Genomic DNA, 12978 nt, shown 5'->3' on the forward strand with positions numbered 1-12978 from the left:
GCTACTCCTTCACTTGGCGAATAACATCAATCACTGAACCATCGCGGTAACGGATGAAACCGACCACCTTGTCTTCGTATCGGATCGATCGTGCTTCACCCGTAAGCAGTTCAGCTCGTTGTTGCAGAGCCTCAATGGTAACTAACTCGACACCCGCTTTTTCAAGCCTTGCGATCACATCCTCTCTGGCTGGGTTAACCGCAATGCCGTGGTCAGTCACCAATACATCTATCTGCGAACCTGCTGTTACGATGTTTAGCACCGAATTAACCACTGTTGGAATTCGCCCGCGTACCAATGGCGCAACAATGATGGTCAAATTCGCTGAAGCTGCGGTATCACTATGCCCACCGGATGCACCGCGGATAACACCATCAGAACCGGTAATCACATTTACGTTAAAATCGGTATCAATTTCGAGTGCACTCAATATCACCACATCGAGTTTTTCTACCGCTGCGCCTTTAGAAGCTGGATTGGCGTATTGATTAGCCGATATTTCAATATGAGCAGCATTACGCGCCATCGATTCAGCGGCACTGGCATCAAACGACTGAACATCGAGTAAAGTCTTAATCAGCCCTTTCTCGTGCAAATCAACCATAGTTGAAGTAATACCACCTAAAGCAAAACTCGCTTTAATATCATTACTTGTCATCTTTTCTTCTAGGAAGCGAGTCACCGCCAGTGAGGCACCACCAGAACCGGTTTGCATGGAGAAACCATCGTAGAAATAACCAGAATGCTCAATCACATCAGCGGCTCGGCGCGCAATCAATAGTTCTCTTGGGTTGCTCGTCATTCGCGTAGCACCGCCACCAATTTTTGATGCGTCGCCAACGCTTTCTACTTGCACAATAGCATCGACTTGATCTTGTGCGATGGATGCGGGTTGATTTGGAAAAGCCACTAACTCTTCGGTAAGTAAAACGGTGTATCGGGCGTATTGAGCATCAATTTGCGCATACCCTAACGAGCCACATTTTGCCTTGCCACTTACCGCATTGGCATTACCAAACTCATCGCTGGTTGAAACACCAAGAAAGGCAACATCAATATTAAGTTCACCCGTTTCAACCAAATGAACTCGCCCACCATGAGAGTGGATATGAATCGGTTCTTCCATTAAGCCACGGGAGATCTCTTCAGCTAAATCACCACGTAGCCCTGAGGTATAGATTTTCTTAACCACACCATTTTTAATATGCTCAACCAATGGAGAGTGGATCTCTGACAGCGAGCTGGACGCTAAAGTGAGATCTTTAAAGCCCATTTCAGCTAGCGCTTGCATCACTAAGTTGATGGTTTTATCACCGCCACGAAACGAATGATGAAACGAAATAGTCATGCCATCTTGTAAGCCACTCTCTTTAATTGCTTGCTCAATACTTGGCGAGATTTTTCGATGCTTTCTATCGACGCCTTGTTTAAGTTGTGGAGTCAGGGCATGAGGTCCTGAATAAGGTTGGATCTGATAGCGTTCAAAAAGCTCAAGGTTTATATTTTTCATTCTGCAACTGCCTTAACGTTTAATGCCTGACTTCGCGCGCTCTAAGGTCCATCGTGCACGCTCAATAATTGGTCCATCGACCATTTTGCCGTTCAATGAAACAACGCCAGTACCTTGTCGCTCCCCTTCTTCTGCCGCTTCAATCACCGCAATCGCATGGTCAACATCCGCTTGTGATGGTGCAAATACGTGATGCAAAAGCTCAATCTGACGAGGGTTAATCAAAGATTTGCCATCAAAGCCAAGCCCGTGGATCAAGCTCGCCTCTTGCAAGAAACCGTCTTCGTTGGCGGAATCAGAATAAACGGTATCAAACGCCATGATCCCCGCAGCACGTGCCGCCTGCAAAATTGAGCAACGGGCAAACAGTAGTTCAATGCCTTCAGCAGAACGCTGCGTACGTAAATCACGAACATAATCTTCTGCGCCTAAGGCAATACCAATTAAACGCTTGGAACCGTGGGCAATGGCAACCGCGTTATTGATCCCCATCGCCGATTCAATTGCCGCCAACATTTTAGTGCTACCCAACTCGCGACCAAACTCCATCTCAGCGTGTTCAATCATCATTTCCATTTCAATGACGTCTTGCAACGTGTCGGTTTTTGCTAAGCGAATAACATCCACGCCAGCTTTCACCATCGCCAGCACATCGGCTTTACCAAATTGAGTATCCAGTGAGTTAACGCGCACGACGGTTTCAATATCGTCGTAGAGTGGGTGTTGAAGTGCGTTATAAACCAGCAAACGGGCGGTGTCTTTTTCTCGGATTGAGACGGAATCTTCAAGATCAAACATGATGGCATCGGCATCATAAATAAACGAGCTACTTAGCATGGCTGCATTCGAACCGGGTACAAATAGCATGCTACGACGTAATTTCTGGCTCATATTGCCCCCCAAACAAGTTGATGGCACTCTTCACCTTGAGCCGCGCGCAATACTGCCGCTTGCACTCTTGCTCGAATAACGCAATCAAGCGCGCCTTTATCATTAATTGAAATGCGAGCCGACTTGACGCCTAGTTCATCTAGCGTGGTCATAACGACTCTACGGATTGCGGGTTCGAACTGCTTCTCAACAGAGCTTGAGATCTCTACCTCAATAGAGCTCTCGTAAGCTGGCGCGACTTCAACTAGCAAGTCGCTAGATTCAAGCGTGCCAGCGTATGAGCGCTGAAATATTTCCATGTTGGGTCCTTAGGGTACTATTTTAATTAGAGTAAGAACTGTGCTAAGTGAATCATCACTTTTGCTTTACGGAATATTGTCTGTGATGTGGTGAATCCATTGCTGGACTGCGCTCAAATTTCGCCATAGGGTAAAGTTGACTTATGTTTTAAATGACGTTTATTAATTTGATATTGATGTGAAAAAATAAACCCTTTCCAAATTGAAAAGGGTTTATTGAAGATTATCGCTATGAGGTTAGTTTCTAACGTAAACCCGCTCTGGTCGTCCAACCCGACCATGCTCATTTTCTACCATTAAGAAACCACTCGCTGAGCAGTACTCCAAATAACGGCGCGCGGTGGTTTTACTGATCCCCACCTCGTTTCCTAACGTTTCAGCAGTAAACTTAAGACCTAAATTATCGTTAAAAACTTGCTTGATCTTATCCAAAGTCAACTCACCAATCCCTTTCGGTAGGCGACTAGAGCCCTTGTCTCGTACCTGCATGTTGAACAAGTCATCAACATGACGTTGGCTAATGTTATCAAACGCCTTAATGGCGCAGTTGTACTTTAGATAGCGATTGAGCGTTTCTTGCAGGCGTTCATAAGAGATAGGCTTAAGAAGATAGTCAAAACAGCCGCATTGAAGCGCTTCTTTTACAGTGTCCATTTCACTCGAAGCGGTAACCAAAATAACATCTGGTTGGGTGGCTTTTTTATCTGCCACAATTTCTCGTAGCAAATCCACACCTCGACCATCTGGTAAGTAGTTGTCCAGAATAATCAGCTTAGGCTTATGGATACGAATCATACTGCGAGCCATGACCAAATTAGAGGCAATACCCACAGGGTTAAATCTTAATGTTTGACGAAAAAACTGGGCATGTAGCTCTGCAATTCCCACTTCATCTTCAACAATTAGAACATCAATTAAATTCATGCGTTGTTACCTTATTAGGAATAAATATTGAAAATGTTGTTCCCTTAGGCTCAGCATCGTCAACTAGAATAACTCCTCCAGCATTGGTCACGTAGCGTTGGATCAAATAGAGGCCAATACCATGACCATCACGGTCTTCCTTGCTCGTCACACCTCGGCTAAATATACTGCTGGCGATATCATCTGAGATGCCGCAGCCATTGTCGGAAATTTCAATCACCAAATCATTGCCAGCATCGGTAATTAAAACCGTTACTATCTTGTTGCTGTCAGGGTTTTTTAGTGTGGCTTCAAAGGCGTTATCAATCAAATTCCCTATAATTGCCGATAAATCGTTCGACTCAATTGGGGCATTGAGTTGTAACAATTGACAGGTCGGATCGAACTGCAGTTCTATACCCAACTCTTGAGCTCGTGAATATTTACCAAGAAGAATTCCAGCGACTTTTTTCAATCTTATTCTCGATGTTATAAAATCAATTAGCTGTTGTTTCTTATTATTTTCACTATTAATAATTTCTAATGCGGAATTATATTCTCCTATTTCAATTAAACCACTAATTGTAGAGAGTTTGTTAGCATGCTCATGGCGCATAACTCGTAAATTCTCTGTATACTGTTTTATTTGCGTCAATTCAGCCGTTAGCGAATTAATATCGTTTTTTGCTCTAAAGCTAACAACCCAACCTATTAAATTTTCATCATCGTAAATCGCGACTCTATTTGCAATAACCGTTTTTCCGTTTAAGGTTATAATTTCATCCTTAAGATTTTGCTCATAAGGTGTTTTAAAGAAAAACTGGTAATTGGTAATAAATTCTAGTAACGAATTTTTTTTCAATGCTTCAAAATGTTGGTTTATTCCTAGTATTTGTACTGCGCTTCTATTCACAGCTAGCGTTTTTCCTTGCCTATCTATGGCAATGACACCTTCATACACCGAGCTTAATATTGACTCTTCTAAGTGAAGCGCAAACGCAATTTCAGCCGGTTCCATGCCATTCATTTTCTTCTTGATATGTTTAGAGAATAACCATGCACCGCCAAGAGTGAGTATCAAAGACAAAATCAACTCGTAAACCAAGGGTTTAAAATAGAGAACGACCCACTGATCGAAGCGATTTAGCAAGTAACCGACCGAAATTACGCCAATTGTATTGCCATCAAAATCGACTATGGGTGCTTTTCCTCTTACCCCATAGCCTAAGCTACCCTCTCGAATAGAAATGTAAGATTCGCCACGCTGCAATGCCCCTGCGTTATCGCCACCTTGCATTGGAAAACCGATTTTTTCTTTATCAGGATGGGAGAGACGAACGCCTTCCTCATCACCAATAACAATAAAGCTTGCATCTGATATTTTATGTAGTCGATCCGTTACTCGTTCAATTGCAACAATATTCTTGATTCTAACTTCTTGTATTAATTCAGGATCACTAGCAATCTCTTTTGCTTGAATTAATGCTCTTGTTCCTACTTGGTCTTCTAAAGTATCAAGTAACGTCTGATGAAAATTAGTTGTTACAAATGCTAATTGAATAAACATCAAACCCAAAATTAACATGAACACTCTGCTACTAAATGACAAGCCATGTTTATATTTGTTAATTAGTTGCATGGCAGGCACCTTCATATAAAATCCTTTTATAAACACCATTAAAAATATTTAATCTTATTTTGCGCTAATAATAATTAAAAAGGAAGATAACGAGTTCTTCCTTTTTAATATTTTTGTTAGCTACCGATCACATACTTGATCATTACACCCGCAGCGACAGCTGAACCTATTACTCCAGCAACGTTTGGTCCCATTGCATGCATTAATAAGAAGTTGCCACTATTGGCTTCAAGACCTACTTTATTTGATACCCTTGCTGCCATTGGTACTGCCGAAACCCCAGCCGAACCAATCAGTGGATTAACTTTTTCTTTACAAACTAAGTTCATTAATTTGGCCATCACAATACCCATCGCGGTACCAACACAGAATGCAACAATGCCCAATGCCAAGATACCCAGTGTTTGTGGCTGCAAGAACTTATCTGCCATGAGCTTAGAACCCACAGAAAGCCCCAAGAAAATCGTCACTATGTTGATCAAGGCATTCTGCGCGGTATCATTTAAGCGTTCGACTACACCACACTCTCGCATTAAGTTTCCGAAACAGAACATACCCAATAGTGGCGTTGCCGAAGGCAGTAACATCGCAATTAAGATCAACAGCATCAGTGGAAAACACACTTTCTCAACCTTGCTGACACTGCGCAGTTGCGTCATCGAAATTTGGCGTTCAGCGTCTGATGTTAGTGCTTTCATGATTGGCGGTTGGATCATTGGAACCAATGCCATATAAGAATATGCAGCAACCGCTATCGCACCCAATAATTCAGGCGCTAACATGCTTGATACATAAATCGCCGTCGGACCGTCAGCTCCACCAATGATACCAATGGCAGCGGCTTGAGCAACGCTAAAGTCCATCACCCCTAATTGGCTAAGACCTAAAGCGCCTAACACAGTGGCAAAAATACCAAACTGCGCCGCGGCACCTAATAGCAAGGTTTTCGGGTTTGCCAATAACGGTCCGAAATCCGTCATTGCGCCAACGCCCATGAAGATCACTAATGGACCAACACCTGAAGCAATCGCAACACTGTAGAAGGTGTAAAGCATGCCATCACTGTAATTGTACTGCTCTGCCAACAATTGCAATTGCATTTTTTGCGTTGGGTTAGCCATTTCATAAGCATGCTTTAGGCTATCAAACGCCACATCCGTGGTACCAAGAATGGCAGCAAGCGCTTGGAGTACCTCTTCCTTGCCACTATAGATAGCAGCTTCGACTGCATTAATAGCCAAGTTAGCATCTGGTAAATTTGCTAATATGCCACCAAGCCCAATTGGAACCAGCAACAATGGCTCAAACTTCTTGACGATCGCTAAGTAAAGTAACCCCAAGCCAATCAGTATCATTGCCGCTTGACCAAGTTTTAAATGCAGAAAACCAAAGTCATTAATTAGTGCTAATACGCTTTCCATACTACCGCCTTACGCCAAGCTCATGAGTGCATCGCCAACTTGAACAGCATCGCCTTCAGAAACCGTGACACCATCAACGATACCATCACGTTGTGCGCGAATTTCTGTTTCCATCTTCATGGCTTCTAAGATCAAAAGAACTTGGTCTTTTCTCACTTCGTCACCCGGCTTAACGTGCACTTTCCAAATGTTACCGGCTAAAGGGGCTGGTAAGGTTTCGGCATTGCCCGACGCGGCAACTGGCTTCACTGCCGCTTGCGTGTTGACTGGCGCCGATGCCAACAGTTCCGCGTCAGCACCTTCGTTGACCTGAACCACATAGGCTTGATTGTTAACATTGATGGTGTAGATGCCTGTCCCGCTCTCACTTGCTGGCTTATCTGCCGTTGACGCGGTTTTTTTGGTCGGTACTGGCTCAAAAGCGTCTGGGTTATGGCGATTTTCTAAGAACTTCCAACCAACTTGCTCAAACAACGCAACAGTCAGAACGTCATCAATCACATCGTCGCTAAGAGAAATCTCTTTCTGCTTTGCGTTCTCTAGCACATCAAGTGTCAGCGTTTCAATTTCTGGGTTGATAAGATCGGCTGGTCGGCAAGTAATCGCTTCAGCGCCTTCTAACACGCGCGCTTGCAGCTCTGCGTTAACGGGGGCTGGTGTATGACCGTATTCCCCTTTCAATACACCCGCAGTTTCTTTACTGATGGTTTTATAGCGCTCACCCATCATGACGTTAATCACCGCTTGCGTACCGACAATTTGCGAAGTCGGTGTCACTAACGGAATGTAACCTAGATCTTGACGAACTTTAGGGATCTCTTCTAACACTTGGTCTAGTTTATCTAGCGCATTTTGCTGCTTTAACTGCCCTTCCATGTTAGTCAACATGCCACCAGGCACTTGTGCCACTAAAATACGCGAATCAATACCTTTTAACTGCCCTTCAAAATCGCTGTACTTTTTCCGTATTTCACGGAAGTAAGCGGCAATATTTTCCAGTTTATTAATGTCTAAGCCAGTATCTCTATCGGTACCTTGTAGTGCTGCGACAATCGATTCGGTTGCTGGGTGCCCGTATGTACCACTCATTGAAGAGATCGCCGTATCAACACGATCAACACCCGCTTCAATCGCTTTAAGCAGCGTCATATCCGCTAAGCCCGCCGTGGAGTGACAATGTAAGTGCAGCTCTACGTCCAATTGTTTTTTCAACGTCGAAACCAGTTCACTGGCTTCGTATGGTGTCATCACGCCAGCCATATCTTTAATCGCAATCGAGTCAACGCCCATTTCAACCAATTGCTCTGCTACATCAACCCATGACTGCATGGTATGCACTGGGCTAGTGGTATAGCAGATTGTTCCTTGTGCGTGAGCGCCTTGCTTTTTCACCGCTTCAATAGAGCGTTGCAAGTTTCGAGGGTCATTGAGCGCATCAAACAAACGAAACACATCCATACCATTAACAACGGCACGTTCAACAAACTTATCCACCACATCATCAGCGTAGTGACGGTAGCCCAAAATGTTTTGACCACGGAATAGCATTTGCTGTTTGGTGTTTGGCATCGCTTTTTTCAGCTCGCGTAGACGCAGCCATGGATCTTCACCGAGGAATCGAATACATGAATCGAAAGTTGCACCACCCCAGCTTTCCAGTGACCAGTAGCCAATTTTGTCTAACTCAGCAGCGATTGGCAGCATGTCATCAAGGCGAAGACGCGTTGCAAAAAGAGATTGGTGAGCATCGCGCAGCACCACATCGGTAATTCCTAACGGCTTTTTAACTACAGACATTTGTTTCTCCTAAATTTGAACACTATTTGTTTTAAGTTTTTTGTGGTGATGAATTGCCGCAGAAATGGCAGCAATAACAGTGTCGTCAGATGAGGAGGAACGCTCCGGTACTGTCGATGTTTCTAATGGCTTAGGGGTAACGAGAGCTGCTGCTCTTGCGAGGAGATTTATCGCGACCACCATTAAGCAGAGGAAAAAGAAGACAAAACTCATGCCTAAAGCCATGAGCATGAGGCCCTCATAGATGATTGGTTGTTGGCTCATTGTAAATACCCGTATTTTAAGAGTAGGGTCATTCTAAATGTCGCCCCACATGCACATCGTGAAGCGCATCATCGTAATGACCCCGCTTAATGGGCATCAATGGCGTTAATGGTTTTTATTATTAATCCGCTAAAACGAACCAAGAAATTACAACCATTAACACCATTTAAAACGCATTTTTCACCAATAAGTGTTCAGAACATCTAAATAGAGTTACCAACTTTTCGATAGGTTAAATGTCCCTATCCCAACCAAGAGAGTGAGACATGCTTGATACATTAAGCCCTTTAGAACAGTACAGTGAAGAAAGACAACAACTACTCAACAATTACAAATTGCCCGTTGTCACTCTGAAGTTAAACTTACCTGCTGAGTTACAACACCATAGCTATGCAAACACCTTGTTCGAGGCTGCAATGGCAACGTTTGATCACCAATTAGCAGCCAATGAAATTCAACTTGTCGATAAGCGAGTGTCGCGCGATAACCGACATCAAGCGATGTTCTCTACCCACTTTCACTCGGTAACATTACTTAAAAAACTGATGATAGAGATAGAAAGTACCCATCCTTGGGGCAGTCTTTTCGACTTTGATGTGATCTCCGCTCAAGGCAAGACTCTTTCGCGTCGTTCAGCCTACATGGAGCCAAGATCGTGTCTGGTTTGTGACAATGCTGCGCAAAAGTGCGCTGGTATTAGGCGCCATAGCGTGCAAGAAATAGAACAAGCAGTGAAAAATCTAATGGGGCTATAAATCTCGGCAGAACAACTATTTAGAAAGAGCGCTAGGTTGTAACCACTAGCGCTCTTCTACGGTGAATACTTGCAGTTATGTATTAAATCTTTTTAAGCTATCTGAGCATCACGCTGCTCACTCACCAACATCGCTCTTCGCTTCACCTGGTACGGTGAGGTTTCCAAATCAAACAACTTTTTCAGATGTAAGAAAGTTGTTCTCGGTACCAGTTTCTCTATCATCGACCACTGGTTATCAAACAGTAAGTTACGCACTAAAGATGCAGACACAGGTTCGTTGTTACTCTCCATTCGCGGTATTTCAATTAGCGTGACGGGCTCGCTTTCCAGTGTTGGGGTTGTCAGCCATTGCTGCATTTGCTGATTATAAAAATTGGTCACTTTACACAAGGGCTCAGTGCCGACATAACGGTGAGTAATACCTAGTGCAGGGGCAATATGGGTGCGGAAAATTTGTAGATCCATTGCCGTATGGCAGTAATTAATCACCCCTTCATCTTTTAAGAAATAACTTGGGAATGTCGCGCGTGAAATAATATAGTCAGAACCTTGATGAACAATCACGTTATTGAGATCTTTCAAACCGGCTTGAATCATCAATAAGCGGTCTTTGTAAGTGAAAAACGAGCGATCTTCCTGAACGACGAACAGATGTACCCAATCGCATTCCTTTGCCGCGCGTTCAACAAGATGGCGATGTCCATTAGTAAATGGATTGGCGTTCATCACTATGCTACCTACCCTTTTACCCGGTTGCTTAGCACGCGATAAGCCATAGCAATATTCGCGTAAACGGGACTTGCTGTTTTCAAGCAACACAACGCGATTTTTCACTGAAGCAAGTAAATAGAAACCAGCCTCTTTAAATAACTTATAGTTCTCAGGCTTGGTATAAATAAATAGGTTGAATCGCCCCAGATCGTAGGCGGCTTTGACTAATTCACTGATTAGACTGGTAGAGACGCCTTGCCCTTGCAAGCCCTCATCCACCGCGATGGATTTCAAGGTATTACCAGCCAGACCGCCCGTTGCAACAACTTGTCCATTTGAAAACGCAACCACAAAAAATTCAACGTCAGTATCAATGCCTAGCCCCATGCGGCTAAGAAACGCCCTAACAGGCTCAATTTTGCGGGCATTTTGTCTTCGTATTCTTTCAAAATAATATGACGTGAGCACTAGCCTATCTCATTTATAATTCACGATTACATTATCCTATTGCTGTGAATACGAAATAATGACCATAATCAAATCGCACCACAGGGATAAAATATTTAAATGGTGTTAATTAATTTAATCCCGCCAGCTTGTTACATACTGCCTACACAAAAAGCCAATCGACCTAAATCGATTGGCTTTTGTCATATTTAAATAATCAACTAAACCATTTTTTTACTTAAGCTGGCTGCTGCGCTTCCTCTTTGCGCTTGCTGCGAATCATGCTGATTACTGGTAGCGCAATTGATAGCACTGTAATCACAATCAGAACTTGAGAGACTGTCGAACCAACAAAGATTGATAAGTCTTGGTTCGAAATTCTAAATGCCTGACGGAACGACTGCTCCATAGTACCGCCAACAATAACCGCTAGAATCATTGGTGCTGTTGGGATATTAACGCGCTTCATGACCACACCTGCAACACCCAGAATTACCAGAATGTAGAACTCGATAACTGAGTTACTGATTGCGTAGCAACCAATAAACGCCAAGCCCAATACGATTGGGTATAGAATCTTAGGTGGAATTGCCAATACTCGAACCAGCACACCAGCGAGTGGAATGTTCACAAATGCTAGGATGATATTAGCCACAAACATACTTGCGATTAGGCCCCATGCAACATCCGCATGTTGAACAAACAGTAGTGGACCAGGCTGAATACCCAGCATTAGAAGTGCACCCATCATTACCGCTGTGGTACCTGAACCAGGAACACCCAGTGATAGCATTGGAATCATCGCACCGATTGAAGCGGCGTTGTTCGCCGATTCAGGTGCCGCTAGACCTTCAATTGCACCATGACCAAACTCTTCGCTGTTCTTAGAAAGCTGCTTCTCGTTGTTGTAACACATCAGTGAAGCCATAGTACCACCGGCACCTGGTAGCGAACCAACAAGGAAGCCTACCGGTGCACTGCGCAAGATTGGCCATTTAGAACGTTTCCAATCATCACCTTCAATCCAAATACGCTTGAATTTCGTTTGCGCTTTCTTGGTTCCTTTACTCAGTGAACTAAAGCTCTTGAATACTTCACCCATCGCATAGATACCGATGATGACTACCAAGAAGTCCACCCCGGTTTGCAGGTGAAGGTTGCCAAATGTAAAGCGTTCTGTACCCGTTTGAGCATCAATACCAATTGTCGCAATTGCCAGACCAACCACCATTGATAAGAAGCCTTTCAGCATATTGCCTTTTGACATTGACGCCGTCATTGAAAGCGCGGCAACCATCAACAAGAAGTACTCTGCAGGTCCAAATTTCAATGCAAATCCAGCAACCGGTTCAGCAAGCAGAGTCATCAATACTGCGGCAATCATACCGCCGATAAGTGAGGCAATCGCAGAAATCGCCAATGCTGATTCCGCTCGCCCTTTTTGAGCCATCGGATAGCCATCAAATGTCGCCGCGAGTGCTGCGCCATCTCCAGGAGTATTAATCAGAATCGAGCTACGCGAACCACCAAACATGGCACCAATATAAACACCGGTCATTGTAATTAGGGCGGCTGTTGGTCCCATAGCAAATGTCATTGGCAGCAGTACCGCTACGCCAGTAGCAGGGCCAAGACCTGGTAACATACCGACAATTGTACCTAGCACACCCCCCACGGTGACGAGCAATAGGTGGTATGGCATTAGTGCAACACCAAAGCCATTCATTAAGTTAGCAAAAATTTCACTCATGATAAGTCCTTAACCCATGAAAGGAAGTGGTGGAAGACTAATAGCCAGTAACGTATTGAAGATAAAGAATACGCTGACTGCAAATGTCGCGGCGACCAGAGCATTCTTTTTCCACTCTGATAAACCACTGGTAATGACCAACATTGCAAAAAGGAACATGAATGTACTGATCACGTAACCTAAAGTGTCAAACACTAAGGCATAACCAATCGAGACCATACAGGTATAAAGAATCCGCTTACGATCAAACTTTTTGGTTTCATCTTCGTTGATTAAATTAACCCAAGCTTGGACTGAAGCCTTAACGTTGCTTTTTGCTAGCAGAATACAACCGACAATAACCGATAATACTGCTACACCCATTGGGAAATATAGGGGATCTAATGGGTTACCAAATGCGGCCCTAGGCATCGCATATGTCATACCACCATAAATTAAACCAAAACCAATACTAAATATGCCGGTAAACGCATCCCAGTTTGGATGAACTTTTTTATTTTCCATGTTAAATCCTTACAGAACCGAGAAATATGGAATGTAGAGCCGAGTAATAGAGCACTAAAAAGTGGTGCTCTATTGATCACTCGGA

At 43.8% G+C, this 12978-nt stretch carries 12 protein-coding genes; 1 reads left to right on the top strand and 11 read right to left on the bottom strand.

Going from position 1 to position 12978, the window contains the following annotated elements:
- Window position 1 precedes the first annotated feature (1 nt).
- From citF to H2O73_RS00110, 8 genes are all read right to left on the bottom strand, one after another.
- Window positions 2–1510: a citrate lyase subunit alpha gene (gene citF / locus H2O73_RS00075; RefSeq protein ID WP_182105325.1), complete on the bottom strand. Its 1509-nt coding sequence runs from the start codon at window positions 1508–1510 to the stop codon at window positions 2–4.
- A 12-nt stretch (window positions 1511–1522) separates the two neighbouring features.
- Window positions 1523–2401: a citrate (pro-3S)-lyase subunit beta gene (citE, locus tag H2O73_RS00080; protein ID WP_246335793.1), complete on the bottom strand. Its 879-nt coding sequence runs from the start codon at window positions 2399–2401 to the stop codon at window positions 1523–1525.
- Window positions 2398–2700: a citrate lyase acyl carrier protein gene (citD, locus tag H2O73_RS00085; protein WP_182105327.1), complete on the bottom strand. Its 303-nt coding sequence runs from the start codon at window positions 2698–2700 to the stop codon at window positions 2398–2400. The genes citE and citD overlap by 4 nt, the downstream gene beginning before the upstream one ends.
- A gap of 237 nt (window positions 2701–2937) precedes the next feature.
- Window positions 2938–3624: a response regulator gene (locus tag H2O73_RS00090; RefSeq protein WP_182105329.1), complete on the bottom strand. Its 687-nt coding sequence runs from the start codon at window positions 3622–3624 to the stop codon at window positions 2938–2940.
- Complete coding sequence (locus H2O73_RS00095) at window positions 3611–5257, bottom strand: ATP-binding protein (RefSeq protein ID WP_182105331.1); 1647 nt, start codon at window positions 5255–5257, stop codon at window positions 3611–3613. The genes H2O73_RS00090 and H2O73_RS00095 overlap by 14 nt, the downstream gene beginning before the upstream one ends.
- A gap of 101 nt (window positions 5258–5358) precedes the next feature.
- Window positions 5359–6663 (bottom strand): sodium ion-translocating decarboxylase subunit beta, encoded by a 1305-nt coding sequence (locus tag H2O73_RS00100; protein ID WP_182105332.1) that lies wholly within the window; start codon window positions 6661–6663, stop codon window positions 5359–5361.
- A gap of 9 nt (window positions 6664–6672) precedes the next feature.
- Window positions 6673–8460 (bottom strand): sodium-extruding oxaloacetate decarboxylase subunit alpha, encoded by a 1788-nt coding sequence (gene oadA / locus H2O73_RS00105; protein ID WP_182105334.1) that lies wholly within the window; start codon window positions 8458–8460, stop codon window positions 6673–6675.
- Between the two features lie 9 nt (window positions 8461–8469).
- Window positions 8470–8724, bottom strand: coding sequence for an OadG family protein (locus tag H2O73_RS00110; RefSeq protein ID WP_182105336.1), 255 nt, complete (start codon window positions 8722–8724; stop codon window positions 8470–8472).
- Window positions 8725–8990: 266 nt separating this feature from the next.
- Here H2O73_RS00110 and citX point away from each other — a divergent pair, with 266 nt between their 5' ends.
- Window positions 8991–9479, top strand: a complete 489-nt coding sequence (gene citX / locus H2O73_RS00115; protein ID WP_182105338.1) for a citrate lyase holo-[acyl-carrier protein] synthase — start codon at window positions 8991–8993, stop codon at window positions 9477–9479.
- Between the two features lie 92 nt (window positions 9480–9571).
- Here citX and citC read toward each other — a convergent pair whose 3' ends face one another.
- From citC to H2O73_RS00130, 3 genes are all read right to left on the bottom strand, one after another.
- Window positions 9572–10660 (bottom strand): [citrate (pro-3S)-lyase] ligase, encoded by a 1089-nt coding sequence (gene citC / locus H2O73_RS00120; protein ID WP_182105340.1) that lies wholly within the window; start codon window positions 10658–10660, stop codon window positions 9572–9574.
- Window positions 10661–10877: 217 nt separating this feature from the next.
- Window positions 10878–12389 carry a tripartite tricarboxylate transporter permease gene (locus H2O73_RS00125; protein ID WP_182105342.1) on the bottom strand — a complete coding sequence of 504 codons (1512 nt, stop codon included), beginning with the start codon at window positions 12387–12389 and terminating at the stop codon, window positions 10878–10880.
- 9 nt (window positions 12390–12398) lie between these two features.
- Window positions 12399–12893, bottom strand: coding sequence for a tripartite tricarboxylate transporter TctB family protein (locus H2O73_RS00130; protein WP_182105344.1), 495 nt, complete (start codon window positions 12891–12893; stop codon window positions 12399–12401).
- Between the last annotated feature and the right edge of the window lie 85 nt (window positions 12894–12978).

The sequence above is a fragment of the Vibrio marinisediminis genome, assembly GCF_014050145.1.
Lineage (GTDB): Bacteria > Pseudomonadota > Gammaproteobacteria > Enterobacterales > Vibrionaceae > Vibrio > Vibrio marinisediminis.